The sequence below is a fragment of the Fictibacillus terranigra genome, assembly GCF_030412265.1.
Lineage (GTDB): Bacteria > Bacillota > Bacilli > Bacillales > Fictibacillaceae > Fictibacillus_C > Fictibacillus_C terrinigri.
On sequence record NZ_JAUHLN010000002.1, the window covers coordinates 711,773 to 737,196 of the forward strand.

General features: G+C 43.2%; 32 protein-coding genes and 1 tRNA gene. 3 read left to right on the forward strand and 30 right to left on the reverse strand.

Annotated features, from left to right (window positions below; all coding sequences use genetic code 11):
- Nucleotides 1–11: 11 nt before the first annotated feature.
- Both dapD and ccpC read right to left on the reverse strand, forming a co-directional pair.
- Complete coding sequence (gene dapD, locus QYF49_RS11455) at nt 12–728, reverse strand: 2,3,4,5-tetrahydropyridine-2,6-dicarboxylate N-acetyltransferase (protein WP_290399722.1); 717 nt, start codon at nt 726–728, stop codon at nt 12–14.
- Between the two features lie 79 nt (nt 729–807).
- Entirely contained in the window at nt 808–1,668 is an 861-nt protein-coding gene (gene ccpC / locus QYF49_RS11460; RefSeq protein WP_290399723.1) for a transcriptional regulator CcpC, read from the reverse strand.
- Between the two features lie 146 nt (nt 1,669–1,814).
- Between ccpC and QYF49_RS11465 the strand changes: the two genes are divergently transcribed.
- Nucleotides 1,815–2,195: a VOC family protein gene (locus QYF49_RS11465; protein WP_290399724.1), complete on the forward strand. Its 381-nt coding sequence runs from the start codon at nt 1,815–1,817 to the stop codon at nt 2,193–2,195.
- 12 nt (nt 2,196–2,207) lie between these two features.
- Here the strand turns inward: QYF49_RS11465 and QYF49_RS11470 are convergent, their stop codons facing one another.
- The 19 genes from QYF49_RS11470 to QYF49_RS11560 form a co-directional block, all read right to left on the reverse strand.
- Entirely contained in the window at nt 2,208–3,731 is a 1,524-nt protein-coding gene (locus tag QYF49_RS11470; protein ID WP_290399725.1) for an MDR family MFS transporter, read from the reverse strand.
- A complete protein-coding gene (locus QYF49_RS11475) occupies nt 3,724–4,617 on the reverse strand; it encodes a cation diffusion facilitator family transporter (RefSeq protein ID WP_290399726.1) in 894 nt (297 codons plus the stop codon). The genes QYF49_RS11470 and QYF49_RS11475 overlap by 8 nt, the downstream gene beginning before the upstream one ends.
- A 71-nt stretch (nt 4,618–4,688) precedes the next feature.
- Nucleotides 4,689–5,432, reverse strand: a complete 744-nt coding sequence (locus QYF49_RS11480) for an SDR family NAD(P)-dependent oxidoreductase (RefSeq protein WP_290399727.1) — start codon at nt 5,430–5,432, stop codon at nt 4,689–4,691.
- 1,048 nt (nt 5,433–6,480) lie between these two features.
- Nucleotides 6,481–6,556 (reverse strand) — tRNA-Val (locus QYF49_RS11485).
- 176 nt (nt 6,557–6,732) lie between these two features.
- Nucleotides 6,733–7,071 carry a YolD-like family protein gene (locus tag QYF49_RS11490; RefSeq protein WP_290399728.1) on the reverse strand — a complete coding sequence of 113 codons (339 nt, stop codon included), beginning with the start codon at nt 7,069–7,071 and terminating at the stop codon, nt 6,733–6,735.
- A gap of 168 nt (nt 7,072–7,239) precedes the next feature.
- Nucleotides 7,240–8,814: a hypothetical protein gene (locus QYF49_RS11495; RefSeq protein ID WP_290399729.1), complete on the reverse strand. Its 1,575-nt coding sequence runs from the start codon at nt 8,812–8,814 to the stop codon at nt 7,240–7,242.
- Nucleotides 8,814–9,131 carry a hypothetical protein gene (locus tag QYF49_RS11500; protein WP_290399730.1) on the reverse strand — a complete coding sequence of 106 codons (318 nt, stop codon included), beginning with the start codon at nt 9,129–9,131 and terminating at the stop codon, nt 8,814–8,816. Before QYF49_RS11500 ends, QYF49_RS11495 begins: the two co-directional genes overlap by 1 nt.
- A 114-nt stretch (nt 9,132–9,245) precedes the next feature.
- Nucleotides 9,246–9,458 carry a BhlA/UviB family holin-like peptide gene (locus QYF49_RS11505; protein WP_290399731.1) on the reverse strand — a complete coding sequence of 71 codons (213 nt, stop codon included), beginning with the start codon at nt 9,456–9,458 and terminating at the stop codon, nt 9,246–9,248.
- Nucleotides 9,459–9,474: 16 nt separating this feature from the next.
- The gene (locus QYF49_RS11510) at nt 9,475–9,822 is read right to left on the reverse strand and encodes a hypothetical protein (protein WP_290399732.1); all 348 of its coding nucleotides are present in this window, start codon (nt 9,820–9,822) and stop codon (nt 9,475–9,477) included.
- A 54-nt stretch (nt 9,823–9,876) separates the two neighbouring features.
- On the reverse strand, nt 9,877–10,725 hold the full coding sequence (locus QYF49_RS11515; RefSeq protein ID WP_290399733.1) for a hypothetical protein: 849 nt from the start codon (nt 10,723–10,725) through the stop codon (nt 9,877–9,879).
- 25 nt (nt 10,726–10,750) lie between these two features.
- Nucleotides 10,751–11,002, reverse strand: coding sequence for a hypothetical protein (locus tag QYF49_RS11520; RefSeq protein WP_290399734.1), 252 nt, complete (start codon nt 11,000–11,002; stop codon nt 10,751–10,753).
- A 268-nt stretch (nt 11,003–11,270) separates the two neighbouring features.
- Nucleotides 11,271–11,849, reverse strand: a complete 579-nt coding sequence (locus tag QYF49_RS11525; protein WP_290399735.1) for an HNH endonuclease signature motif containing protein — start codon at nt 11,847–11,849, stop codon at nt 11,271–11,273.
- 22 nt (nt 11,850–11,871) lie between these two features.
- On the reverse strand, nt 11,872–12,213 hold the full coding sequence (locus QYF49_RS11530; protein ID WP_290399736.1) for a hypothetical protein: 342 nt from the start codon (nt 12,211–12,213) through the stop codon (nt 11,872–11,874).
- Nucleotides 12,214–12,268: 55 nt separating this feature from the next.
- Nucleotides 12,269–12,481 (reverse strand): helix-turn-helix domain-containing protein, encoded by a 213-nt coding sequence (locus QYF49_RS11535; RefSeq protein ID WP_290399737.1) that lies wholly within the window; start codon nt 12,479–12,481, stop codon nt 12,269–12,271.
- Between the two features lie 89 nt (nt 12,482–12,570).
- A complete protein-coding gene (locus tag QYF49_RS11540; RefSeq protein WP_290399738.1) occupies nt 12,571–13,092 on the reverse strand; it encodes a hypothetical protein in 522 nt (173 codons plus the stop codon).
- 105 nt (nt 13,093–13,197) lie between these two features.
- Complete coding sequence (locus tag QYF49_RS11545) at nt 13,198–14,628, reverse strand: TOTE conflict system archaeo-eukaryotic primase domain-containing protein (protein WP_290399739.1); 1,431 nt, start codon at nt 14,626–14,628, stop codon at nt 13,198–13,200.
- Between the two features lie 5 nt (nt 14,629–14,633).
- The gene (locus tag QYF49_RS11550) at nt 14,634–14,810 is read right to left on the reverse strand and encodes a hypothetical protein (protein WP_290399740.1); all 177 of its coding nucleotides are present in this window, start codon (nt 14,808–14,810) and stop codon (nt 14,634–14,636) included.
- A gap of 942 nt (nt 14,811–15,752) precedes the next feature.
- The gene (locus QYF49_RS11555) at nt 15,753–16,889 is read right to left on the reverse strand and encodes an AimR family lysis-lysogeny pheromone receptor (protein WP_290399741.1); all 1,137 of its coding nucleotides are present in this window, start codon (nt 16,887–16,889) and stop codon (nt 15,753–15,755) included.
- 179 nt (nt 16,890–17,068) lie between these two features.
- Entirely contained in the window at nt 17,069–17,410 is a 342-nt protein-coding gene (locus tag QYF49_RS11560) for a hypothetical protein (RefSeq protein ID WP_290399742.1), read from the reverse strand.
- 146 nt (nt 17,411–17,556) lie between these two features.
- Here QYF49_RS11560 and QYF49_RS11565 point away from each other — a divergent pair, with 146 nt between their 5' ends.
- Entirely contained in the window at nt 17,557–17,769 is a 213-nt protein-coding gene (locus QYF49_RS11565) for a helix-turn-helix transcriptional regulator (protein ID WP_290399743.1), read from the forward strand.
- A 27-nt stretch (nt 17,770–17,796) separates the two neighbouring features.
- Here QYF49_RS11565 and QYF49_RS11570 read toward each other — a convergent pair whose 3' ends face one another.
- The 3 genes from QYF49_RS11570 to QYF49_RS11580 form a co-directional block, all read right to left on the reverse strand.
- Entirely contained in the window at nt 17,797–18,195 is a 399-nt protein-coding gene (locus QYF49_RS11570) for a hypothetical protein (RefSeq protein WP_290399744.1), read from the reverse strand.
- Nucleotides 18,196–18,279: 84 nt separating this feature from the next.
- A complete protein-coding gene (locus tag QYF49_RS11575; protein ID WP_290399745.1) occupies nt 18,280–18,864 on the reverse strand; it encodes a replication-relaxation family protein in 585 nt (194 codons plus the stop codon).
- A complete protein-coding gene (locus QYF49_RS11580; RefSeq protein ID WP_290399746.1) occupies nt 18,800–20,068 on the reverse strand; it encodes an FtsK/SpoIIIE domain-containing protein in 1,269 nt (422 codons plus the stop codon). The genes QYF49_RS11575 and QYF49_RS11580 overlap by 65 nt, the downstream gene beginning before the upstream one ends.
- Nucleotides 20,069–20,298: 230 nt before the next feature.
- Between QYF49_RS11580 and QYF49_RS11585 the strand changes: the two genes are divergently transcribed.
- Nucleotides 20,299–20,496 (forward strand): helix-turn-helix transcriptional regulator, encoded by a 198-nt coding sequence (locus QYF49_RS11585; RefSeq protein ID WP_290399747.1) that lies wholly within the window; start codon nt 20,299–20,301, stop codon nt 20,494–20,496.
- 20 nt (nt 20,497–20,516) lie between these two features.
- Here the strand turns inward: QYF49_RS11585 and QYF49_RS11590 are convergent, their stop codons facing one another.
- The 6 genes from QYF49_RS11590 to QYF49_RS11615 all read right to left on the reverse strand — a co-directional run bounded on the left by QYF49_RS11590 (nt 20,517) and on the right by QYF49_RS11615 (nt 25,388).
- The gene (locus tag QYF49_RS11590) at nt 20,517–21,044 is read right to left on the reverse strand and encodes a hypothetical protein (RefSeq protein ID WP_290399748.1); all 528 of its coding nucleotides are present in this window, start codon (nt 21,042–21,044) and stop codon (nt 20,517–20,519) included.
- Between the two features lie 123 nt (nt 21,045–21,167).
- Nucleotides 21,168–21,725, reverse strand: a complete 558-nt coding sequence (locus QYF49_RS11595) for a site-specific integrase (RefSeq protein WP_290399749.1) — start codon at nt 21,723–21,725, stop codon at nt 21,168–21,170.
- Between the two features lie 643 nt (nt 21,726–22,368).
- On the reverse strand, nt 22,369–22,512 hold the full coding sequence (locus QYF49_RS11600; protein WP_290399750.1) for a hypothetical protein: 144 nt from the start codon (nt 22,510–22,512) through the stop codon (nt 22,369–22,371).
- 87 nt (nt 22,513–22,599) lie between these two features.
- Nucleotides 22,600–23,655 (reverse strand): tyrosine-type recombinase/integrase, encoded by a 1,056-nt coding sequence (locus QYF49_RS11605; protein WP_290399751.1) that lies wholly within the window; start codon nt 23,653–23,655, stop codon nt 22,600–22,602.
- 334 nt (nt 23,656–23,989) lie between these two features.
- Nucleotides 23,990–24,709 carry a DUF6143 family protein gene (locus QYF49_RS11610; RefSeq protein ID WP_290399752.1) on the reverse strand — a complete coding sequence of 240 codons (720 nt, stop codon included), beginning with the start codon at nt 24,707–24,709 and terminating at the stop codon, nt 23,990–23,992.
- Between the two features lie 124 nt (nt 24,710–24,833).
- Nucleotides 24,834–25,388: a phosphatidylglycerophosphatase A family protein gene (locus tag QYF49_RS11615; RefSeq protein ID WP_290399753.1), complete on the reverse strand. Its 555-nt coding sequence runs from the start codon at nt 25,386–25,388 to the stop codon at nt 24,834–24,836.
- Between the last annotated feature and the right edge of the window lie 36 nt (nt 25,389–25,424).

A 25,424-nucleotide genomic window follows, 5' to 3' on the forward strand; every position in this document is an offset into this window, starting at 1 on the left:
TTCAGCAGAGTTTAATCGTTCAGCTGGCGAAGTTCTTGTTTGATTTCTGTTTTTGATTTTGTTTTTTCATCGATCTCTTTAATAACACGGGCTGGTGTCCCTGCAACAACAGTATAAGGAGGCACATCTTCAATCACGATGGCACCCGCTGCAACAACAGCTCCTTTACCAACGGTCACTCCTTCAAGTACAACGGCATTCGCGCCAATAACAACATCATCCTCAACGACAACAGGTTTTGCAGAAGGCGGCTCAATGACTCCGGCCAATACTGAACCTGCTCCGATATGGCAGTTTTTGCCGACTGTTGCACGTCCGCCAAGGACAACGTTCATGTCGATCATGGTGCCGTCACCAATCACCGCACCGATATTGATGGAAGCCCCCATCATGATTATCGCATTGTTGCCGATTTCCACTTGATCACGAATAATTGCGCCCGGCTCGATGCGCGCGTTCACTTGCTTCATATCTAAAAGCGGGATCGCTGAATTGCGGCGATCATTTTCCACCACAAAATCTTCGATGTTCTTTTCATTCGTTTTCAAAGCTTCTCCAATTTCTTTCCATTCACCAAAAAGCACGCCCGTACTTCCGTTAATGAAAGACTTCGTGTTCTCACCAAATTGGAGCCCTTCCAGATTCCCTTTAACATATACTTTTACCGGTGTAGATTTCTTGCTGTTCTGTATAAATGAAATAATTTCATTTGCATCCATCATTTTCATGTGTTTGCTCCTCCTTAAATACGTTCTGTCTTGTATTAAACCATTAAATTAAACTACATTCAAACCAAAAATGCTCGAGTCAGGCTTTGTTGACCAATTTCATGAAAGCCTCGACTTGTTTGAGCTCGAGTGTGGCTCCATGACAGATCAACCAAGTATCACGCTTCATCAATTCTCCGTTTTTGTTATGAAGCGGAACTTTATGGAACTCGTCCGCTTCACGCAAAGAAATGGAAGGAAGTATCGCATACCCTATCCCGTGAAGAGCCATCTGCTTACATGTTTCAATCTGATCCACAATTATGGTTTTCTTTGGCGGAATGCTGAAATGGTCCTGCCACCACTCCTGGATATCCTGATAATAGGTGGAATGGCTTTTGAATTGAATAAAAGGCTTGTCCGTGGTCTGCAGCTCATCAATGGAGGAGATATCTGTATCCGTTAAATAAAGGCTGTCTGAAAACAGATGAATCTTCTCACCCCGCCATTCGGGGTTTCCCCGTACGATGCCAATGTGGATTTGATCTTCATACAGATGCTTGATAATTTCGCTGCTCCAGCCTGTAATCAGCGAAATATTGACTTGAGGATATAAGCTCACATATTGCTTCAAAGCGTTGGGAAGCCAGTATTGTCCAATGATAGATGCGACGGCCAGCCTTAACGTACCGAAGACCTCTTTTGTCAATGATTGGAGTTCCTCTCTCACCCGCTCTTCTTCCTTCAACGTATCATTCACGTGTGCGATGATTTTCTCTCCAGCCGCAGTAATTGCCAAACCCTTTTGTGACCGTAAAAAAATTTTTGTTCCCCAGCTGTTTTCAATCGTTTGAAGACGCTGGCTCAAAGCAGGCTGTGAAACATACAACCGTTCAGATGCCTTTCTCATATTCAATTCCTGGGCAAGAACTTGAAGAATTTTAAATTCGGAAAGCTGCATGCAAACCCCTCCTTTACAACCAATAACACGCTAAAAAGCAATAAGAAAAACTTATGAGTCTATCCTATTATATTCTATTTTCAATTATTTGACGAAATATTTATGATAATGGTAAATCATTCCTTAAACAGAAAGGATACAATGTTATGAAATTAACGATAAAAGGGATTCATCATGTTCAGGTGTGCATTCCTCCTGGGGGAGAGAATACGGCAAGAGATTTTTATACCCATGTGCTCGGTTTAGCAGAAATAGAAAAACCAGAGGGTTTGAAGAAAAACGGCGGGCTGTGGTATCAGACAGGAAACCAGGAACTTCATATCGGCGTGGACCGTTCGGATTCATATAAAGGAAAAAGCCACCCCGCGTTTGAGGTGGCTCAGCTGGAGCGTGTTAAACAGCATTTGCAAGCAAACGGAATTACAGTAAATGAAGAAAAGGAAATCCCGGGAATTTCACGGTTTTCCTTCCGTGATCCGTTCGGGAACCGCATTGAGCTCCTCGAAATCTTATCAAAAATTCAATAAAAAAACAGGGATCTATCGATCACCTGTTTTTTTGTGCGGAGGTTTTGGGAGAAGCGCAGAGAAAAGAAAACTCAATACAGACAGCACCAGAACACCTTTATAAACATCTGACAATGAAAAAGAGAGGCCGTGCTGCATAAGTTCGATAGCAGTGCTGCTCAGTCTGCTTCGCTTTTCTTCATCCAGAAGTATATTTGCCGCATCGAGTGAAACCTTTTTGTCTCCGTGATTTTCGAAGTATGTACTGAGTCTGGTATTTAAGATACCGCCAAGTACAGCAGCGCCTAAGGCACTTCCCACAATTCTCATGAACATGTTCGATGCTGTAGCAATACCTCTCGTTCTCCAATCCACATTATTCTGTATGGCCACTATATAGGTGGTATTCGTAAGCCCCATCCCGCAGCCAATCAAAAATGAGCCGGCTCCTGCCCATACCGGACCTTTGGAAGGGTCCATAAGAACGAAGAAAATGGAACCGGCAATTAAAGCAATTCCTCCTGCTGATGCAACCGGACGGAATCCTACCTTAAGCAGAAGCTTGCCGCCAATGGTTGAAAAGATCGGCCAGCCGATGGACATTGCCGTAAGTGCGAACCCTGCAACCACCGGGGGCTGTTCCAGCACCCCTTGGATATAAGCGGGCAGGAAGCTCGATATGCCGATAAGAATCGCTCCATTCGTTAAGGATGCCGCGTTCGAGAGAGAAATAAGTTTGTTCCTCCACAAGAAGACCGGCATCAGCGGTTCCGGGAACTTGGATTCATGGACAACAAACCAAAAGAGAACGCTCGCTGATAATATGGCCAACAGATATGTCTCCCACGAATTCCAAGGCCAAGCGGTTCCACCTTGTATGAGAAGCACCATTAGCGCGCTGACACCGACTAAAACGAAGAGTGATCCAAGATAATCGATATGCACCTGTTTTTTCTCCAAGTTTTCATGAAGATATTTCCCGACTCCGATCATGGATAGAATCCCCAGGGGGATGTTCATCCAGAAAACAAGTGACCAATGAGAATAAGTGACAAAAAATCCTCCGAGCAAGGGACCGAGTATGGCAGAGATCCCCCATACACTAGCAAGATACCCCTGTATTTTTGCCCGTTCCTCCATTGAATACATGTCACCAACAATGGTAGTTGCGATAGGCTGTACAGCACCTGCTCCAAGACCCTGAATGAGTCTGTAAATGATAAGCTGTTTCATGGACACTGCAAATCCGCAAAGTAAAGAACCGATTAGAAAAAGAATGATTCCAATAATGAACACCGGTTTCCGTCCATAAAGATCGGACAGTTTTCCATAAATAAGAATGGTAACGGACTGCATGAGGAGATAAGCTGAAAACACCCAGCTATATAATGCGAATCCCCCAAGATCTCCTACGATTCCAGGCATCGCAGTTGATACGATTGTACCTTCGATCGCTGCCATAAACATGGCAATGACTACTGACGCAAGCACCAGCGGTCTTTTTGTCTGCTGTTCTTCTCTCTTGGCAGATACCATCTGCCTGAAACTTTCATTCATTTTTCTCTACCTCATTTCTTATCTCATGCGGCTCTACATGAACCGAAATGCTTTCTACTTTATACTCCTGCTTGAGCAATTTTTCTATATTCTCCGTAATCATGTGGCTTTCAACGACATTCAATGAGGGGTCTACATCGATCGTTACATCGATAATGGCCAGACTTCCATGCTTTCTTGCTTTTAAGCTCGTTACTTGTTTTACGCCCTTGACCTGAAGGATTACCTTCTCCATCTCTTTGCCTTCTTCAAAATCAAATCCATCAGAAAGATTATGAGAAGTTTCGTAGAAGATATCCCACCCTGTTTTGATGATCATCATTGCTACCAGCACCGCTGCAAGGGGATCAAGCCACACGATGCCGAATTGAGCTCCGAAGATGCCCACTGCTGCCCCGATACTGACGAATGCATCAGACCGGTTGTCAAGGGCTGCCGCCTTTAAGCCTTGGCTGTCTGTTACTTTAGCAAGTTTAATGTTGTAGCGGTAGACCGCAAGCATTAAAGCCGCTGAAATGACTGCAGTGAAGCCAGCTATCGTTGAAGGTGGCCTCATCTTAAATTCCACAATGCTCTTTATTGCAGAAATAAAAACTTCAAGTCCGATAACCACCATTATAAAGGAAGCAATCATGGATGCAATCGTCTCAGCTCGAAGGTGGCCGTAAGGGTGATCACGATCTGCCGGTTTTTTGGAAATCTTTAATCCGATAAGGACGGCGACTGATGCCAGAATATCAGTCGTGTTATTTAAACCGTCAGCAACCAAAGCTTCTGAAGAATAAATCCATCCTACGCCAAGCTTCAGCAGTGACAAGACGATGTATGCAAGTAAACTGAGATATACACCCTTCTCAACTCCGCTCTGTATCTTTTCCTCCGGCATAGCCCCTCACACCCTCTTATGATTCATTCACCTGAAAAAGGCTACGTTTAGCATTCCTAATTCGTTCTATTTTAATGATGATAGATCATCTTTCGTGTCATACCGCCATCGATCACCAAGTTCTCCCCATTAACAAAGTTGTTTTCAGGTGCCGTTAAATATAAACAGGCTCTTGAGATATCTGATGGTTTTCCTACCCTCTTGGACCAATGCTGCTCATGGTCAATCTCCCTTAAACCATCATAATCCTTCGTTTCGATCCAGCCTGGGCTGATGGCGTTAACCGTGATTCCATGCTCACTGAAGGATGCGGCCATAGCATGTGTGAGTGCAGCAATACCCCCTTTTGTTGCGGCATATGCCTCACTATGAGGTTCAGACATGGAAGCCCTGGTCGATGCAATATTGACGATGGAGCCTCCTCCGTTTTCTTTCATCTGTTTACCAGCTTCCCTTGAACATAAAAATACGCTCCGGAGATTGGTATGTATGACATCCTCCCACTCTTCCAGTTCCAAATCGAACGGGGATTTCCATATCCCTTTTCCGGCATTGTTGATGAGAATGTCAACCGGCCCGAAATCACGCTTTGTTTGTTTCATTAGAGAGGAAATATCTTCAGGCTCGCGGACATCCGTTTGAATAAAGACCGCTTGCCCTCCACCGGATTGTATATTAGTTAAAGTTTCTTTCGCTTCCTTTTCCTTGTGATCTGCGATCACCACTTTCGCTCCAGCGCCTGCAAAATCTATGGCAATCTGTCTGCCAATCCCCTGACCCGCTCCAGTAACAACAACTACTTTATTCTTGAACAAATGCATCATTCTCTCCTATTCTTCTTTTCGGCTTACTACCACTTTTCCGATCGTCTTTCCTGACTCTACTTTCGAGTGGGCATCTCTCATCGTTTTTGCATCAATGGGTTGAAGGATTTCAGTTAATGTTGTTTTAATATTCCCTCATCGAACATTTTGGCCATCTCTGTCCCTACCGCCTTCATTTTTTCACTCAAAACTATCATCCTTTCTATCTGTTTATGTTTCCCTCAACCATACAGAAAAAAAAGGCGAGACACCATTAAAGAGGACTGAAAAAGCCTGCCGTTCGAGAAGTCTCGACTATTCTTTGTGTGGGTAGTTGTATTTGTCCAAATTTTGCTGCCCGTCCAAACCAACCAAGAACGAAACGCATAAACTATGACAAGTACAAGTTCCAATTTTTTAAAAGGTGGTTGAAGAATGAAATTCCCCTCAAAACATTCACAATCCTGTAAACGATTTAAACACCTTAAATCGGGAAACAAAGTGATTGTTCGTTTACATGATACATCGGTTGAAATTACTTTTAGACATTATGACTCTTCTAAGGGTCTTGTTACGGGAAAGATTGCTGATGGGAGCATGGTAAAATTTAAATGCTGTGACGTAAACTCGGTAACCTCTATCAATAAGACTCCGACTCAGAATTGGTTCATCGAAGGGCGATCCTGAATCTATTGTGGTCATTCCTGATCCAGCCCTGGATTGGTTATTGATACAAAAATAAAAAAGCCACTTAAAAAGTAACGGTTTCCGTTTTGAGGTGGTTTTTATCCCAGTTAATCGTAAAATGACAGAGAATATCACAAAAGGACAGCTGAAATTTGCTGTCCTTTTGACATTCAATTTAGTAACTCCTCAAGCTGTCCGCGGTTAACCCATGGAACTTCTTCTCAGCAATGAACTCTTTTTCCATCCTCTCAATTGAAGCCAACAAAAAAACCTCCTTAATGTTCTCTTTTCGGATTAAACCGTACAGAGTTCACTAAGAAGGTTATACAAGCTCACAGGTGGAGCCCTGTGCACTTTTAGCTCTAAATATGTATGGTGACCCGAGAGGGGTTCGAACCCCCGACCTCTACCCTGTCAAGGTAGCGCTCTCCCAGCTGAGCTATCGGATCAATTTTCGGTATGTCAACGTTAGTCCTTTCGATATGTAAAAACGGCGGTATATCAACGTTCCGTCAGCGTTAGTCCATTCGAGATATCAAACGTTCCTAATCGGTACAAGAAAGATAATACCACACAGGACCGCTACCCTGCAAGAGAAAAGAGCGAGAAACTGTCGAAAATTTTTTTACGGTTTATCGGATATTGTCACACCTGTTATGTCCGAAAATTTAATCCTGGCGATTTCTCCGTTCTTGGTTACGATTCTTACGTGCTTATTATGTACGTCCAGATAATGTATGTGCCCGGTCAAGACTTCGATAACTCCCGATCGGTAATACGCAATCTCGACCGCCATACTGAACTCCATTGCCTCGCAGATAGTATCGTTAATCTCCTCGAGTTGTTGCTCGTCCAGTGTCGGTTTTTCTATGCGGGTGTTGTCCCAGTCGTATCCTCTCAACGCATCAACATGCTGTGGTATGAACATACCCTGCCATTTCATTTTTCCACGGTCACGGATCAAAGTAACCACTCCTTTTAATCCATAATATAACCGAACGTACGTTCTTGTAAACAGGTAAATAAAAACAACCGCCACCCTAACGAAAGAGTGACGGCGAAAAAGGGGTAAGTGGTTATTTAATACTTTCGCGTTAAGTTACCGTAAACCTGCAATTGTCGAACGATTTTATTAACCGACGGCTGCTCCGTTCCAACCTGCGTTTTCTAATTCGTCAGCAAAGGCATCCATTAGTTTCTTTACGGTATGTTTATCTGTTGGCCCGGCGGTAATTGAGATGTTCTGAATAACGACGCCACCGCCGCCTGGCCCTTTTCGGTTTGAGTATGCCTTATTTTCTTCCGGTGTAAGAACGCGTTCGCCCTTATGAAGGGTAGCGCTGTAACCATTGTAGGGAACATTTGACAAGCCTCCGGCATGCGACTTACCTTTACCGCCGAATAAACTGTGTAGTCCTTCTTTAACGCCCCAGTTAACGGCATTTCGTCCGATGTTTTGAGGTAGCATATTCCTGATTAACGATGCCGCTGGCTTGATAACTTTAATCGTTGCTTCTATCGGATGGCTCGTAAGGTAGTTCTTCGCACCGCTGAAGATAGCCTTACCGATGTCTGAACCGATTCTTACCGCAGCACTAGCGATAACTGGAGAAGCCGCTTCCAACTGCCTAGCCGCTGACTCGATGATCTTCCTCGACATACTCGCAATCTTACCAGCACCTTCACGGTTAAACCACGCCATAAACGTGCTCCAGATGTCCTCGATTACGAACTTGATTTTGGTTTTAATGTCCGGTAACTTATAGAACTTTGGATTATTTATGAAGTGGGTATTAATGTAGTTTTCCGCCCACGCGATAGCCGATTCCAAACCTTTAAAGCCCGCAGCGATGCCGGCGCTAAGTTTCTGACCGAAAAGCTCGAAGGCTTTCGAGTTTGCCATTCGCGTTAGTTGATCGATTACCGGTTTAGCTGCCTCGAGTCCCGCTTTACCGAAGCTGGCTAGTTTTAACTTTACGGTGTCAATCAGCTTTTGCCACTTAATGAGTCCGGTTTCGTTTACCTTATTGAGGAATGACTGATTGTATCCCATCGTCGCAAGGACTTTATCTAATGCCTGGAGTTTACCTTGTAGCGTACCGGCGCTTTTAACGCTGGCTAACATCTTCTTCGGTAAGTTAAAACGCTCAGATAGCGATACCAGGTCGCCGGACAACGCCTCACGAATAGAAAAAGCCGCACCCTCCATTCCTTCGAGCGGATTTGATGCCGCTAATCTTTCGGTAATCTTTACCGCATATTCAAGTTGTTTTACCGATTTAGTTAACGGTACATACGCTTTACCTGCCCCGAAAAAGTCTTCTTGAGAAAACATCGAATCTGCGCCGGCTTTATTCAAGAATTTAAAGAACTTTTCGGCCGCTTTCGTATTCTTCTGGAATAACGCAGAAACTTGAACTTGCGCCAATTCCAATTTCGCAGCCTCTCCGACCGTTGCGTTAAATAATTTTGCTGCTCCTTGGGCTGCAGCGAATCCACCCGCTACGGCCGCCAATGGTCCAGCTACCGCCTTTGAAGCCGACGCAATCTTACTGAACGCTGAAGTACCTCTAGATTGCATTTTACTCATTGAGCTTGTTGTGCGCTGAGTCATTTTATTCATGGTTTCGGTTTGCCTTTGGATCTGCCGCATTGGACGGCTAAATTGGTCATTGAGTCTAATAACTGCCTTGAGGTCAAATGCCATTATACCTCTCTCCCTTCTTCTTTTATTCGTGTTGCCACGCGTTCGATCGTTTCCATAATCGCGAGCATTATCTTAACTTGCTTTCTTACCGGTTTTTGCAACTCACCGTAGTATTTCTTGAGCGCAAAATACTCCGACATTTCACGGTATAAGTCGTTCATCTTTACGCCTAACAATCGATAGTCCGGGTCATCACTACGCTTGAATTCGTTTTTCAATCGGATATAACCGTCCATTTCGGATTTAGTCGCTTGGTGCCCGGCAAAGATACGGTCAAATAGCGCCATGTAATCGCTAAATTTATCGAGTTTATTCATTTCGTTTCACCTCCTCCCAAGTAAAAACGACTCCAACGTTGTGTTTAAACGCTGGAATCGCTATAATAAGTATGGGCGTTATACGGTGGCTTCCGGCTATCTCGTATGCGCCTTTTACTTTAAACGGTGTTTAATGTCCTTTAGGTCCATAATGATATCGTCATATTTCTCAGTCATGCGCTCGAGTAACGATTGATACTTCGTTTCGCGCTCCAAACTCTTCGCCTCACGTTCATCATTCCGCTTTTCATTTCGCAAGAATAACCATACGAATAAAATCGCGAATGGTCCTTGTGTCAAAAAATACTTCAACAATTCAGTTTCCATTTTTACTACCACCTTTTTAGAATTCGCTTATGCTTTGTTTTAGATTTTGTATATCGTCACTTAGTAATTGCGCATAAACACGCATTTCCTCAATTTGCTCGCTTAACGGCGTCATATAATCGCCGCCATACGCAAATATCAACTTCTTCATTACAGGATCCACCTTAAACCCGGTACACTCCGCAAAATCTTGCGCGTACTTACCTGCCGGTAATTCCATGACGTCGAATGTACTTCGGTCACGCTTCGTTAGAACTTTAAACGTGGCGATATCTTGCTCGACCGTAGTTTCAACGTGAAATACCGGGGCTTCCTCGCGTTTTAATAACACGTCACCGGTGGTTTTGTCGTAGTAAATTTTCATCTCTTTCACCTCTTTTCCTTAAAATAAAAGAACGGCCCGGAGGCCGCCCTATATTTAACGTCTGCTATGTTGTCTAAATGCTTCTTCTAAACTCATTTCAACTACTTTTGGTGCTTGCTCTTCCGTCTCTTCGAAGTCCGAATCGGTATCAACGAAGTCAGCCGGCTTGTGTTCCGCGTTTTCTTGCTGCGCAAACCAGGCTTCCGGAGAATTAAGATGATCGGCGTATTCCTTTCCGACTAATCCAGTAACCGCGTCTGCAGCAATGAACCCACCGAATAAGGTCGGAGATGCTTGCGCTTGCTCTACGTACCTAAGAACCTCGCGAGCTTCTGCAACTTCCGGAGTAGAATGGTCACTTTCGAGTTTCTCGAATAACTGCGCTAACTCCATTTGATATTTCGCTTTCTCCGGACCAGCTGCGCTTAATATATTGCCAGCGACGTCCGCAAACGATTCCCTGATTTGATTCGCGAAGTATGGCTCTTGAATACCGGCCATAAACTCAGTTAGTTTTTGTTTTGCGGTCTCAGCTCTAGGCGTCAACATTAACTCGACTTTCAATTGATTAAACGACTTATTGAACCGATTAACCATTTCGTCATCTGGTTTCTTTAGTCCCGCGTGAATTGTTGCGTCCGCAGATACACGAGCCTTTTCCAGTTTTGTTAAGTACTTTTGTTTCATTGTATTAGCTTGTTGTAAAATACGAATACCGTATTCTTTTTTCAACTCATCCATTTTCGCTTTCTTACCTGTCGGCGATAAATTAGGATCACGTTCAATACTGCTCAATTCTGGTTTAATCAGACTTTGAAACTCCCTGATAACCTGAGATGATGCTCCTTGTACTTCCCTTGCTTCTTCATAAAATTTCCTCGCTGATTTTTTGATTTTCGCCATTATAAATCTCTCCCTTTTTTGTTGTTTATAGTAATTCCTTGTAAATTTCACCCTCGGTTGACTCTATTTCTTGTACATGGTCATAACCAAGCTCTCGCGCTGCCTCCAACGCTAACTCTAGGCTCGCATCTCTTACAAAGCCGCGACTGCGCTTTGGGTACTCTTTTTCGATTTCCTTTTTTACTTCACCAGTTTCGCAGTCAACTATTTTAATAACGGCAAGATAAACCATACACCTTGCTACTTTTACTTTTTGCGTAATTACGCATTTTCTCATTGACCAGCCTCCCGCAATTTCTTCATAACTCTATCTGTCCAGTTAAAAAGGTCTTTCCGTGGATTACCGTTTTTCTTTTTCCTCTCCAGTCTCCGTTGTTGCCTCTGACTCATATTCGATTGACGTACTTTGCCTGAGCTGTTCCGTGCCACTAGCGCACTCCCCTTCGATTCTTCTTATCGCGCGACCAAATCGCTTATTTGATAATTTCTTTCGGATGTTCACAGGATCACCGGCAGTTACTTGTCGCCTAGTTTTTCGAGGCATTTTACGCACCGACCTTACGAGCCGCTTTTCTTTGGGCTTTGCGCTCTCTGACCATCTTTTCTCCGGCTTGATGATGCTTCAACATGTCGAGCATGTCTTCCGCAGTGTGTCCGTTTCTCGCAGCGAAGTCCTTTAAAAACTCTTGAAATAGGTCCTCGGTAAAGTGTTTAGAGCGCTCGTAAAACGAAAGTACATCGTGATTATGTTTTGAGTAATTACACTTTCCGCAGCTAGCAACGATATTAGCTCGGCTGTTCGGATAACCTAACGTTGGACTTAAAACGTGTTCAATGTGGAATGTCTCGCTATCCTTCCGGTGCCTTCCGCAGTAGGTACATTCTTTTGCTGTTGCTACCTCGCTATACTGCTCGAAGGTTAGTGTATCTGTAGCGCCTAGAGTCTTCATTTTGTTGCGGATGTGATAAAAACGCTGTTTGAATTGAAAGCCACTTTCCTTGCGCTGTGTCTTACGGCAATCTGCGCAAACTCCCATCCGGCCATCCTTACAAGAACTGCTTTTATGAAACTCCTTTAAACTCTTTACCTTTTCGCATTTTATGCATCTTTTCTCAGTTTTCATCTGTCTCAGTCTCCCTTACTTTTTAGTCGATTAAATTAACGCTTTCACAGTGGACTTTATTAACTTCCATTCGATTTTTTAATGCCATTACCAGGCTTGTATTTTTGTTAAAACCGCCTTTTAATTCACTTGCGATCGGCCTTACATTGGTACATAAGTCGAAGGTTAAAAACCCGTGTCGAGGTAATAAGCCTACAATGAACATGATCGATTTATACCCGCAATAGACTGCATGGCTATTTGTGTAAGTTAGGTCCTTTGTGTAAATCATTTGGTCATAGTCATCGTATATTTCCATACGTACTTCATAAGTTCCAACGTCATCCACCGCTTTTAAATATTGGCGTACTTCTGCGATGTTCACTCATCTACCCCCAAATCTGTGCTTGACATTTTTGCTATTTACATTTAGTATATAATTAGGTTATTCTGCGCATTGTTTCGTAAAATGCGAAAAAATCGTCATTCATATCAAACCTGGATATGATTTTCGCTTTTAATTTAGGGTTAACTCTTAAATCGCCAATTTCAACACGGCCAATATAAGAAACTGATACGCCTAAAAATTCAGCGAAGTCCGCTTGAGTCTTATTCAAGTAAAGTCGGATGGCTTTTACCATTTCTTTATCCATACTAATCCTCCTTATTATTATTAGGTTCTCAAAAAAATACCTTAAAGAGGCTTGTTTGCCCCTTCTCACCTATACCTTTTTGTCGCCACTTAAAGTTGATCGCGTTTATCACCATGGTACTCTACAGTTTTTTTCGAAATTTTCCGATTCCCCTCTCCATATATAGTGTTTTTAGCCTCGATATAATCCATTAAAGCAACTCCTGATGGCCTTTCGTGCTTCCAACCGATTTTAATCATCGAATATTCATTAATCCAAAACGGATATTCTAACCACCAAATATAATCGTCCATTAATGTATGTTTCTTTTCTTTAGGAGTCGGGTTTAATAGTTCTTTATTTGCACGTTGTTCTCGGCGCTGCATTGTTTTTAGATTTCGCTTGCATTCGTCAGAACAAGTCTTTTTTGTGTTTCTCAAACTGTTATCACGCCAGAAATAACCGCAATAATCACAGCTTTTAACACGGTTGTCATCAACATCATGCAGTTCACCACCTAATAACTGCGTAATAACTACAGCCGCCTCACTTCTGGACATACCTTCCGTAAATGTCTTTGCGTATTCAACAGCTCCGGAGCCTGGCTCTTTATAAGTCGTTTTGGTTGTCATAGTTCTATCCCCTTTTGGTTGTTTTGGTTGTTTAAGAGTGTACGTTTTCGGTCACAATAACTAATATATTTATCTGAATAGGTGTAAAGATGGTTAAAGACTGGCCTAGTTGGCCCATCGATTGTCATATTCCCGGCGTTTTACATAACGTTTAATCTCTTTTACTTCGCATAACTCCCTAGCTACGTCTATAATCGATTGCTCATTGGTCGCCTCGACACTCGGCTCGCCGTCTTGGATTTCGTCAAGTAGTAACCGGTACTTATTCGGCTTGTGTCGGACTTGCCCCGTTTCGAGTGACCGCGCTTTATCGAGCTCACCTTTGCGCCGGTACTCCACATAACCTTTCTTTACGAGCGTTTTAATTGCGTTATTAACAGTGTCGCGCGAGTTAGTACCGATCATTTTCATCGCGGTGCTGCCCGTAAGATAAAACGTCGGTCCATAACGTTTACTGGTAACAAGCATCGCGTAAAGCATTTGTTTCTGCTTAAACGTTCCGCATTGTAAAACGGCCAGTATTTCCGATTTATATATCGTGACCGTTTTTTCTGCGTTGCCCACCGTGAAGTCATTAGCAATCACGTAATCTACGAGCCTATTCGTTTCTTTTAACCAGTGCTCCGGCGTACTTCCTTTGCTGAAATATTCGAGAGGTGTGGCGTGCAGGATTTCCATGATCGCATCGACCGCTTCGTCCCGTTCAAATCCTTGCGAATTGTAGAAACAAGCGAGCGTAAACGTTGTATTGTGCCGCGTGTTGCTTTCGGTTAGTCGGCCGGCCTCAATAATTCGGCGTGCTTTTTGAAGTGCTGCAGATTGGTCGATTACATTAACGTTGATATTAGTTTCTCGCGCGATTATCTCGAACTCTTCCGCTTGTTTGTCGGTAAGGTCGAAGTCGTTATCGGTGATGACTCCGGAATCCATCGGCTTGATATCGAGAATGTAATCGAATGTTTCTATAGGTTCTAACGTTTGGTTATCGCAAAACCAACATCGATTACCGGTCTTTTGATGAACACCAAGCGGTAATTTTACGCCTTGTGTCCAGCTAGGTCGGAACTCGATTTGACCGTTTGGTATCGACCCTACTTCCGCAATTACCAAGTCATAAAAGCTCCGGATTTCATTTACTGCGATAGGTTTGCCGAAGAACAGATCGACGTGATATCCTTTGTTTCCGCTAGCGCTTACGTGAATGTCTTTACGCGGAATAGAGAACGACTCCACTAACGTGTTAATCAGTTTTAACGTGGCCCATCGCGCTGCCGGTCGTGATTGGTAATCGACGTCAAACGTTATGAATTTATTAAAGTAACCACCGTTGAAAATTCCGTATGTCAGTGAGCCGTCTAAATGCGTCTTGAGCATACTGTCGTTCAATACGATAAATCGGTTGGTACGGTCTTTTTCTAATGTTACGTACTTAACTGGATCCGGAAATTGCACAAGGTACTTTTTTCGCGTCTGAATGTACAACTCGTTAAACTTCGCGTAGATTTTTCGGTTGTTTGTTATTGGATGTTTTGTCAATCGAGTCACGCCTCTCTTTTAAATTTGGCTAATTCGCTTTCGAGTTCGGGTGTATTTCGGAAAACAAATACTAACTTGCCTGGATACCGTTTACTTGGCTCGATATCGACAAGCTGATAATTTTTTGAAACCAACGCCTTTGCAACTCTCATACTTAGAACACACTTGAATTTTTCACTCATACTAAATCCTCCATTTTGTATTTTTGGTTGTTGACAGACCATCAGTTTTGCATTAAGATGTTAATATAAGCTAAGAATGTAAAGGTCAATAATGGTCAAGCTGTACTAGTCCTTTCTCAGACCGTTTCTAAGCCGTCTAGACGCCTCATTTTCGCGTTTAAGGGGTTTTAGGCTACCTAGGTATTAAAAAGGCATCTAAAACGCTCCTGTGACTAAAATACGCGGTCAAAAAATAGCTTAAAACCGATTTGGGTTCAAAACTAAGTAGAAGACAGACATTGTGAATTTAATCACAAAATCTCAATAGTCCTCTCACTAATAGCATTTCAAAAAGTTTGTGAATTGGTAAAAATTAGGATAAAAAATGACTATAGTCCCGTCGTTTGTGTCTAATTTGTGAACGTAGTTTACCATAATCATAAAAAGATACTTCCAAAGACCTATAAAAACTTTCGGTTTTGGGGGTGTCAAACTTTTAGTAAGTAACTTACTTCACAAACTTCTGTACTGTAAATTTTATAACAGTTTCCTTGAATCTGACTGATACAGATTCTTTTTTTATTACCTTTAATACTAACCGTAAACCCGACAATCAATTTCAAGGCCCCTAGAAGGCCCGTAGCGCGTTTTTTAAGGCCGTTTGCAGCCGCCACCACTCGATCAGCGCGTCTGATCGTTTTAACCCCCTCACTAATAAATACGAGATGAATTTTGAAGTCGCGCAGCCTTTCACTTAATACATTGCATTTAGAGCTCTTTTCGCGCAGTTTTATGAAAAAAAGCATAAAAAAAGAACCGCCCACCTACGCGGTCCCTAAAGGTGTACGGCACTACGGAACCGTTTTTGCGTTAAGTTCCGATAGGTGGTTTGTTTCCGTCTGAAATCGCCATGTTTGTCACCCCCTTGCCGGCGAGTTTAACGTCATCGCAAGGACGCGCAGTTTACGAGCATCTTAGTTTAGTAACCGCTGACAACGCGCTCTGACGTTCTCCAAGCGCTTCTAACCGCTGCTTAGGTAGCTGTGAAAAATATACGTCACCTTGTTCCAAGTACTCACCCATTGCGGTCCAAAGTACGTCAACGTCATCGCTGGCTAGTCCGATCAGGTACGTACAGAACGGTGAAGGATCCACGGTAGCGAGTAATTGTTTCGTCGTCTCTAAGTCGCCTTTAAGCGCTGCTACGTGCGCAATTTCTTCCACGCTGACCGGTTTAATGTCGTGACCGAGCGTCACTTTGGCGAACTCGATGTTTTCTACGGCATAAGCGAGTAAGTGTTCGCCGGCCCCGGCTTCGATCAACATATCGCGGTAAGTCTCTAGATGCTCGATACACTTCGCTCCGTCCTCGAACAAAAAGCTCATACCTAACACGTAATGGGCGTTTGATGCGAGTTTCGTAGCGTATGGGAATTGCGTAACCACTGTCGCGTAATAACGGGCTTTCCTGACGTTATTTTGCTGTAGAAAACCGTGGCTAAACATTTCCGATAATCGCACCATGAAGCAATCGCGGAAAAACTGGTCGCTTAACGCGTGGACTTGTTTCTCTAACGTCTTTGCGACATCAAACATCAAAGTATAACGGCCTTCATAGAACGCTGAATATGCTTCGAGGATCCGAACGAGCACGAGCAAATTTTCGTCTCTAAACTTCCTATTGCGTACAGCTTCTGCGATGTCTCTGCCTTTTAACTCACCGGTCATTATGGAATAAACAATTTCATAAATCTGACCGTATTTGCAGTTTAGATTGTTCTCGTGATTCTTTTGTTTATGGAGCATGTACCGCATTAACCGAAGATCGTAGGAAATTGACGCATATTCTAACGCCTGGCGCTGTTGTAGGGGTGTAATAAATTCATCTCGCCATTCCCATATTTTTTCTCGGTAATTATTCGGGAAAAGGTATTTCGTAAGTTTGACTGCTCTAAAGAAAGCAATTTCAGAATGACCTAGAAGAAACTTAGATAACAAACCGTGGTCGTTACTCATGTGGTTTGATAAATTGACCAACTTTAAATTTTGAACAATTATCTCGTTTTGCAGTTGTGACCGCATATCCTTAGCTTTTTTCATTCTCCATACATCCCCTTTAGTTAGATTTGTATGGCCGCGAATATCCCAGAACCGAAACACAACGGTTGCCTAAGCCGCTCCACCTCGGGCCATGTCCGCAATTAGCCGGGTACCGATGCACCTTTGCCGCTGATGCACCGGTCATTCACCGGACGCCTTTTAAATTGCGTTTGCAGGTCTTAGTTGCGTCCTGGCATTAAATCGAAGTTCACCGTTTCCCTTACGTTCTGCGCGATTTGGTTAATGAGTTGCCAGCCGGTAAAGCCGTTTAGTTTCACGTGTAATTTCTTAACGGTTGCAGCCGTTAAGTCTTCGTCGTAGTCTTCCGCGAGTACCAATCCGGAGTTTTCAGCTACTGCTACGCCTTCGAACCATTCGATGATCGGTGTAAGAAAAACCATTCCGTGTGACTGATAAACCGCTTGGTGATAACCTACCGCGAATCCTTCGATTGTTTCGTCGTAAAGCTTAACCGTTACCTTTTCGACCGTTACCGGTGCGCTTAAAATTTGCCATGCCATTTTTTGACCCCTCCGTTTTCTTTGTTTTAATTAGCTTGACCTCATAATACAATATTCAGTATTGAATAGTCAATAGTATTTTCTAAAAAAATATTTATTATTCGGTATAGGATAGTGTATAATGAAATTACGGGAGGTGTGACAAAATGAAGTACGAGGTTAAGCCTAAATTATTGTCCATCCTTAAAGAACGAAAATTAACTCAGTTACAGTTAAGTGAGAAAGCCGGAATCCCACAAGGTTCCATATCCAGGTTCGATAAAAGCTCGCAGCATACAGATACTCACCTCTTTGCGATTGCAGACGCGTTAGACTTAAAGATAGAAGATTTGTTTGAAGTGAAAAAGAACGAAAAATAAAACGCCCCGTTTAAAGGGCGTCTTTTTTTATATACCGACTGCTAAAGTACCTAAGCTCTTTAAAACCTTTAAGAATATCGGCGACATCTGAATTAGACAGTAAATCAATGCCGTCTTGCCTACGCCCTCCCACACGTCCGCGTTATCCTTGAAGAACCCCATAAATATCTTCCATACGATAATCGCGCCAGCTACCGGAAAGGATATCGCAATCATTAAATCGATGATCGGGTCGAATAGATGCGCCATAGCACCAATCACTTCACCCATCGCTTTATCAGTTACGCCGACTGGTATCGCTTGTGCCGTAGTCGTTACCGCGGTACACGGTTCCGCAGCGAATGATTTAATCGGTGAGCCTATGATGTTTAATGCGGTTCCTGTTGCTCCGATGAGTGCCGCCTTTTCTAACCAACCTTGTTTCACCGCTTTATTACTCTTCACCTTATAATCACCGGACATAAAATGACTGATTGAGCCTACAGTTTGCGTTCTCATGATGTTAACCCCCTATTTGATTTCGTTAAATGTGTAAACCCTTCCGACTAACCCTTCACATAATTGCGTTAACTTGTGCCTTCTGGTTTCTAATTCCGTCACCCAAATAATGTTGAAAGGATCCCCAGTCATTTGTTTTAGCTTCTTATATTTATCGATTTTTAACGCATTCTTCGCCATTGGTTGACTAACATCAACTTCCACAAAACACGGAACGCCTTTATAATCGAATTTCGCATCGCAGACTAACGCCATATCACCGACCTTTACTTTAATTTCGTTTTCCCACGTTGTCGGCCGTTTCATATGAATAAAGAATTGATTCCGCAGTAAAAAGTGTTGAATGTTCGGGGTCTTTTTCCGGATAACTGTCGCCTGCACCCGTTCGCGTCCGTTCTTATTCAGACAATAAACCTTTTCGAGTCCGTGCCTAAAGGACGTTAGATACTGGCTGAGTCCGTTTAATACCCGATTCGCGTTACGAGTGCCTTTCAAGTTGTGTAAGGTTTGAAGCTGTGACCGCGAAAGGTAATCAAGCTTTTTCAGTGATAAGAGGATGTTTTCGGTCCGCTGTTGGTGTAGTACATGATTGTTCATGCGGTACTCCTTTCGGTCGAATATGCACTTTAATCCGCTGTTCCACTTCTTTATTCGTAATGTATATCGTTTGTACAACCGTTTGTTTAACCCGTTTATAAATCGCTCTGCCCGGAATTTCCGGTAAGTCTTCCGCACCCTTCTCGTCTAACGTAGCTTTGGACGCCGCAGTCGTTTCGAGAATGAAGCAGATTCGAGCACCGATATTTTGACGTACTTGAGACGGCAGAGTTTCATTCGTCGGGTACTGCGTCGCGTAAACTAACCGATCACCTGCGCCCCTACCACGCCTAGCGATGTCCGTAACGATGTCCATACACGTAGCATCACTCGATATATCCGCCGCTTCATCGATAATAACGAAGTGTCGTTTCTTTATGCCTGCCTCTTTTACATCCTCGAAACCTTGCCTCTCGACGATATCCTCGTACCTGCCGTTCATTTCTTCTTGCGCTTGCTTTAACGCCTCTTTCGCTTCCTCCGGGTTTTTAGCGTACCGAGTGACCTGTTTTAAATCCTTGAACCGCTGGAACGCTGCGCCACCTTTTAAATCGATTAAGGTAAAAGTTACGTTGTCCGGTTGTTGTTCGATTAAAGAAGTAATTAGGAATTTTAAAAACTGCGACTTACCGAATCCAGTAGCACCCGCGACAATGATATGAGGTCGATCCTCGAAGTCATGATAAACGAAGGATTGCCGGCTTTTGCCTACAAGGATTTTCCATGTGTTCGGTTTGAGCCGATCGGCATCGAATTTAACTTCATTAGGCATAGGTGCGTTATAGACCTTAATTTTGAGCATACCGTCAAAGTCTAATTCGATTTCTTTTCTAGCCGCCTTTTTATTTAGTATCTTTTTAATCTGCTTTATAATGGGTTTATTGAGCTTTACTTGTTTAAAATCCTTTAACTTTACACCGCTTTTTTGCCTTACGTTTATACCGTCCTCTAATATCGTGCTGTCTACTTTTTTGCGGTCAAACCCTAACGGAAGTTGATAAACATATTCCATTCCATCCGTAATTTTGTTCTTACGGCGCAATCTGATTGTCTTAATTTCTCCTTTTTCTTTTCCAACCCAACCAGCATTCGCGAAAATCCTTTGAATTTTTGAAGCATCATTTGTCGGCGATCCGTGTGATTTTAGAAAAGAATAACTCGCGACGTATCCCATTATCATCGTTGATCCGATAGTGAGAAGCATGACACCACCTCCCGCGATATATTTAGAGAATATAGTTTACAATGTCCCGAACATTCCAGAAGCGCGATTAACTGTTTCTATTATTGATTTCGGAATGTTCTACTTTAAATTCTGTGTTGGTATTCGATAAAGTATATTCCTTCTTAGGCTTGCTCGTTGCTTATCCTTTCAAAAAAACTTAAAAAAGGACATGACAAATTTTTGTTGAATTTTGTACATGGGTGATATTTATGGACATAGAATGTAAACTGGAAGATTTAATAAAAGAAAGAGGTTTGAAGAAGGGTTATATATCGGAAAAGGCAGGTATAAGCAGAGCAACATTGACCTTAATTTTAAAAGGTACATCTTTACCTACGCTTCCAGTCGCTTTTAAAATCGCGGAAGTAATGGGGTTGAGTGTAGAGGAAATATGGCAAAAAAAATAAAGCCTCTCGCAATGAGAGGCCTATTTTAATTTAATTTTTGCAGTAGTTTCTTGGGTCTTCATAGTCTTTTTATCAGTTTGGTCCCAGGTTAAAAAGATTTGCTTGATGCTTTTAAGGTCTTTCTCGCTCAATTTAACGACTAGATCGCCGTCCATCGTTTTGCCCGGTTGTATCTCGCCTTCAAAATCGTCCTGGAACAACGTATCCGGTATGTTATATCCGTTTGCGATAACAGTTGCACGCCCGAGTTCAGTCGTAAAACTGCGGTCTTTTGTCGTATTTTTCACGGTGATCCATATCGTCGCCTGACCGCGGCCGTCGTCCGCTTTTTCGAGATAAACGCTATTAACCTTCGTTTTCAGCCCGTTAAATGAACCGGACCACTCTGCGCCTCGATACTTAATTACTCCGTCCTCAATTACCGTTCCTTTAGTCGCTGCAGATACGTCGTGGCCGGCGTTATGAAACTCGCGATAATACATATACGCCCATAGCCCTATTACGATCACTAGCGCACCCATAACCACAAAACCTACCTCTTTTTTCATTAACGATTCCCCCTCGACGGTATATACGTATCTATTATCGGTTAAGTTCCCGTTTTATTCCATATTTTTTGCCCTAACGCAACTTAACGCAGATAGACGTAAAAACACACGAAATAAGCCGCCCTACAATGAGAGCGACTTGTAAACTTTCGATATATCATCCGCCTGGATTCCGATGTACCTTAACGTAATTTTTTGCGATGAATGACCGAAGACTTCCATAAGTAAAGATAAATCAACGCCTTTACCGGAATTATAGGCGTGGTAGCCGAATGTCTTGCGCAAAGAATGCGTACCTAGCTTTCCGATCTTTTCGGTTAAGCCAGCGCGTTCGACAGCTGCGTTAATGATATTCCAGGCTTGCTGGCGTGAGATTGGTTTATTTACGCCCTCACGCGAAGCGAATACGTAGTCTTCAGGTGATCCTTCTAACGTTTTGACCTCGCGAATAACGGAATCTGAAAAGTCAATACGACGCTGTTTACCGGTCTTTGATTCGATAATGGTTAAGTACCGTTTACCGCGTAAATCCTTTACTTTAAGCGTTAGCAAATCGGAAATACGTAGACCGAAGTTTATCCCGAGAATAAATAGCAGCCGATCCCGACCGTGCAAAGCCTTTTTAATACGTTCGATGTGCTTCTTATCGCGAATAGGTTGAACCGTGAACTCTCCGGCCATTTCGATCACTCCAATTTGACGTTTTGTTTTGTTACGTCAAACTTACCATATATAGGTAATCGCAGTCAACACCCGTGAGTTAAAAAAATTGTGCGCTAATTCAAAACAGCAGTTTGGCGATTTCGAACGGCGTGGCTTGGGGGGATTTATTTTCGAATTTTTCGCGATGTATATCGCATTCATTTTTTGTATAACGAATTTAACCTTTTGATAAAACGTCAAACTCGTAAGAACTGGCGAACCCATACGTACCAACGGATACACCCCGTCTATACCCCCACCGTATTTACCTACCCGGATATACACCGGATAAATGGCGCAGTATCAACGATCACCGTCTGTCAAGCGTTGCATAATATCCTGCATATATAACCGGTGATACACCCGTATCGGTACGTAACTACCCCTCGGTTTGACAGGCGTCCCCGGCCAGCGCCGAGTTGCTGTTGATTTGCGTACGTACTTAATGTGCGTAACGTAACGTAATGTACCGTACAGATACCGCAATCCCTACAGCCTCAACGGTTACAGCGTTTAGTACCTGGTCCTAATTCGATGTTACACCGCTTACCTATCGTAAGTGAAAATATATCGTAGGGCTGCGCATATCATCGGACTCACACTTTAATTACCTTCGTTCTTTCTACGCTTCTTTATTAGTTCGATCATCTCCGGTTTTAATATAGCCGCAATCTTCCGCATCTGTTCCGAAGTCGGCACGAGTTTCTGCGGTTTCTTTTCGATGGTAACCACCTCCATAATACGAGGTTAGCCACCGATCGCCCAATATACCCCTATATTACCCGTTATTCTTCACGTTATAGATACGTATAGAGGTATATATTAGTTATTGTGACCGAAAACGTACACTTTTTTATCTGAGTATCTTGCGCTCTTTATTTAGTTTACCGATAACATCGTTTAATACTGAATACTGATTCTGTTGTTCTGCGAGTGATTTATTCGATAGGTGTGTGTACCGGATAACCTGGCGCAAATCAGAGTGACCCATTAATAGTTGTAAGTGTCGTACTGAACCGCCATTCTCTAAAAACAAAGTAGCCGCAGTATGTCGTATTAAATGCGGATGCACTCGTTTCTTTATGCCGGCTTGCTTAGCGTATATACGTAGCTGCTTCCGGAAATGATTCGCTTGTAGCCTTTCCCCGTAGTTTGCGAGAAAAAGATACTCAGAATCGAAGTCCTCGTTTTCTTTTATTAGCTCACGTAATAAACGGATCGTTCTCGGCTGTACCGGAATAGATCGCGCTTTCCTACTTTTCGCGATACTGGCTCTTACCGTAATGATATTACTTTCGAAGTCTATGTCGGTTTCTCTTAGCGACAATGCTTCGTTAATACGAAAGAACCCGTCAATCAGTACGTTAATCAAGCAATAGTCCCTGAAGTCGTCGTAATTGCGCTGGTTTGGCGCGTTAAGCAGTCTGCGTAGTTCTTCCACGGTTAATACTGTAATATCGCTCTCGTGCTCTCTCACGTCCTTTACAGACGCCATAGGATCCGTTTGAATGGCGCCCTCTTCTTTTAGATACCGGAAGAATGGCCGCAATGTTTTAACGCGAGTATTAACAGTTGTAGGCGATAACCCTACTGTTTTCTCACCGTCTTTTTTAAATCGGTGTCCATCGAATCTAACCTTTTCGTTAAGCATCCATACGATATAATCGCGAATTACACTAGCAGTTACTAATCGAATATCATGATCGAGCTTTCTTAACTGCAGATACTCCATAAAGTATGTGTGATTGCCGCGGTACTTTTCTATAGTGCGTTCTGCACGTCCCTCGGCTATTTTAATATGAAGAAACTGTTCAAACAGTGCGCTAATCGAAGCTGCTTTACTCGTTTCTGAACGATTTACTTTGACTCGTTTACCTTTGCGTTTACTCTCTTTTTCACTTTCAGACATAATAAAAAACGCCTCCACATCGGTTATTTACCGCGTTAGAGACGATTGAAATTCGTATGTATGGACCGCTACTCTGCGTAAGATAGCACCGCTACCCTGCGCCTATGTCATCGATAGTCCAACGTTGATATCACCGGGTTTATCCTCGAAAAATAGCGAAAAAACCCGTAGCGCCTGTCAAGGTAGCGCTCTCCCAGCTGAGCTATCGGATCAATGCGATTATGTATCGGACAAATAGAAGTATACCTCATTTTTCACTTAGTTGGCAACTGCTTTTTTTAAAATTAATAAAAAAAGAAAAACAGACCCTAAAAAGGGCCTAATTTTATAACCATCACTTTTCTTCCCATTCAAACGCTACAGTTGATTTCAAGCTGCTGTCATCGCAAGTAGAAGTGAGGAAAACCATTACATTTGTTCTTGCTGCGATGACCCATAATCCATCCAGGTCGACGGTAATACTTTTGTATGGAGGAATGATTCTCGATGCTGCTACAACTCCGTTGACCGGGGAGTTAGGAAGCGAACCAAACTGAATCTGCCCTTTTGGCCGGGCAGGTGGAGTTTTCGACAAGTCTGCAGGAGTAACATTCCCTGACATTCTTCCATTGAAAGGCAGCGTGGGCTTAAAATAGATTTGGGCGTTTACCGGGCTGCAGGTCATATTAGAGATGGTGATTCGCTGTAACGCCAGATCTACACCTGAACCTTCAGGGTTCACGAGGGCAGCCCACACGTTCTCTCCTGGGGGACACGGGCAGACGGAAAGCGTCTCTGAAATCCCTAGAAAATTATTGGCTTTTGTCTCCTCTGCCGGACTTACTGCGGTTGGCTGTTCTTCTTTAGGGTATTTCATTTTGGGGCTGATCGGGATATTTACATTCATATTAGGACTTACCGGATAATTCATATTGGGGCTGACGGGATAATTCATGTTTGGGTTCACGTTGGGGTTTGGATAGTCGATATTGGGATTCATGTTCGGATTCCCATAGCTGCCTTGCCCATAGCCGTAACCCGCCCCTTGACCATACGGGTACATTCTATTTTGCATATGCATTTTCCCTTCTATAAAGTTTACACATTACTACCATATGTAGATAAGCTATACTTGGTCCTTCCTTAAAGCAAAAATGGGTGATGGGAAAAAGCTGCCCCGTTGCTGGGACAGCTCCTTTTTATCCTATCTTTTCTTCTTGATCGTGCTGTTCTATTTCCTGCTTAGACAGACGCTCCTCCTGATCCCTGAGGCGGTGAGCCAGCCTGCTCGAAGCGTTCGCGGCTATGCTGGCAACAAGGTCGTCAAGAAAGGTATGGATGCCTTCTGAGGTTTTGGTATCCAGCTTGCGAATGATGCCTAATTTATACTTGTCGAGGTGCCCGAACGTCGTGACGGCGATGCTCCCATAGCCAAAGACCGCACCAAGGGCAATGGTTTCATCCACGCCAAATAGACCTTCATCCATCTCTACAATAGATTGCAGGGGCTCAGACAGCATCTTCTTCTCTGCCAGTTTATCTAACTCAATTCCAACAAGAAGTGCGTGCTGGATCTCTCGCTTCGTAATGACAGCGTCCACACTTTCAATACATTCTGTCATCGTTAGTTGAGGAGAAAACGGAGACTGCATTTCAAACACAATTTCAGCGATTTCCGGAATAGTTACTCCCCGCTCTGCGAGCAAGGAACGCGCTGCAGACTCCACATCCCGGCTGTGCACTCGTTTTGCCATTAGGCTCACCCCTGTATTTTCCTTGAATTTTTCTCG

Coding starts and splice junctions, on each gene's coding strand:
- QYF49_RS11510 (WP_290399732.1), bottom strand. CDS start 9,822: ATGAAAATTTACTACGACAAAACCACCGGTGACGTGTTATTAAAACGC.
- QYF49_RS11520 (WP_290399734.1), bottom strand. CDS start 11,002: ATGAGAAAATGCGTAATTACGCAAAAAGTAAAAGTAGCAAGGTGTATG.
- QYF49_RS11615 (WP_290399753.1), bottom strand. CDS start 25,388: ATGGCAAAACGAGTGCACAGCCGGGATGTGGAGTCTGCAGCGCGTTCC.
- QYF49_RS11610 (WP_290399752.1), bottom strand. CDS start 24,709: ATGCAAAATAGAATGTACCCGTATGGTCAAGGGGCGGGTTACGGCTAT.
- QYF49_RS11500 (WP_290399730.1), bottom strand. CDS start 9,131: ATGAATAAACTCGATAAATTTAGCGATTACATGGCGCTATTTGACCGT.
- QYF49_RS11580 (WP_290399746.1), bottom strand. CDS start 20,068: ATGCTTCTCACTATCGGATCAACGATGATAATGGGATACGTCGCGAGT.
- QYF49_RS11575 (WP_290399745.1), bottom strand. CDS start 18,864: ATGAACAATCATGTACTACACCAACAGCGGACCGAAAACATCCTCTTA.
- ccpC (WP_290399723.1), bottom strand. CDS start 1,668: ATGCAGCTTTCCGAATTTAAAATTCTTCAAGTTCTTGCCCAGGAATTG.
- QYF49_RS11605 (WP_290399751.1), bottom strand. CDS start 23,655: ATGTCTGAAAGTGAAAAAGAGAGTAAACGCAAAGGTAAACGAGTCAAA.
- QYF49_RS11515 (WP_290399733.1), bottom strand. CDS start 10,725: ATGGCGAAAATCAAAAAATCAGCGAGGAAATTTTATGAAGAAGCAAGG.
- QYF49_RS11565 (WP_290399743.1), top strand. CDS start 17,557: ATGAAGTACGAGGTTAAGCCTAAATTATTGTCCATCCTTAAAGAACGA.
- QYF49_RS11550 (WP_290399740.1), bottom strand. CDS start 14,810: ATGAGTGAAAAATTCAAGTGTGTTCTAAGTATGAGAGTTGCAAAGGCG.
- QYF49_RS11535 (WP_290399737.1), bottom strand. CDS start 12,481: ATGGATAAAGAAATGGTAAAAGCCATCCGACTTTACTTGAATAAGACT.
- QYF49_RS11595 (WP_290399749.1), bottom strand. CDS start 21,725: ATGGCCGGAGAGTTCACGGTTCAACCTATTCGCGATAAGAAGCACATC.
- QYF49_RS11540 (WP_290399738.1), bottom strand. CDS start 13,092: ATGACAACCAAAACGACTTATAAAGAGCCAGGCTCCGGAGCTGTTGAA.
- QYF49_RS11470 (WP_290399725.1), bottom strand. CDS start 3,731: ATGAATGAAAGTTTCAGGCAGATGGTATCTGCCAAGAGAGAAGAACAG.
- QYF49_RS11475 (WP_290399726.1), bottom strand. CDS start 4,617: ATGCCGGAGGAAAAGATACAGAGCGGAGTTGAGAAGGGTGTATATCTC.
- QYF49_RS11525 (WP_290399735.1), bottom strand. CDS start 11,849: ATGAAAACTGAGAAAAGATGCATAAAATGCGAAAAGGTAAAGAGTTTA.
- QYF49_RS11555 (WP_290399741.1), bottom strand. CDS start 16,889: ATGAAAAAAGCTAAGGATATGCGGTCACAACTGCAAAACGAGATAATT.
- dapD (WP_290399722.1), bottom strand. CDS start 728: ATGAAAATGATGGATGCAAATGAAATTATTTCATTTATACAGAACAGC.
- QYF49_RS11560 (WP_290399742.1), bottom strand. CDS start 17,410: ATGGCATGGCAAATTTTAAGCGCACCGGTAACGGTCGAAAAGGTAACG.
- QYF49_RS11585 (WP_290399747.1), top strand. CDS start 20,299: ATGGACATAGAATGTAAACTGGAAGATTTAATAAAAGAAAGAGGTTTG.
- QYF49_RS11465 (WP_290399724.1), top strand. CDS start 1,815: ATGAAATTAACGATAAAAGGGATTCATCATGTTCAGGTGTGCATTCCT.
- QYF49_RS11495 (WP_290399729.1), bottom strand. CDS start 8,814: ATGGCATTTGACCTCAAGGCAGTTATTAGACTCAATGACCAATTTAGC.
- QYF49_RS11590 (WP_290399748.1), bottom strand. CDS start 21,044: ATGAAAAAAGAGGTAGGTTTTGTGGTTATGGGTGCGCTAGTGATCGTA.
- QYF49_RS11505 (WP_290399731.1), bottom strand. CDS start 9,458: ATGGAAACTGAATTGTTGAAGTATTTTTTGACACAAGGACCATTCGCG.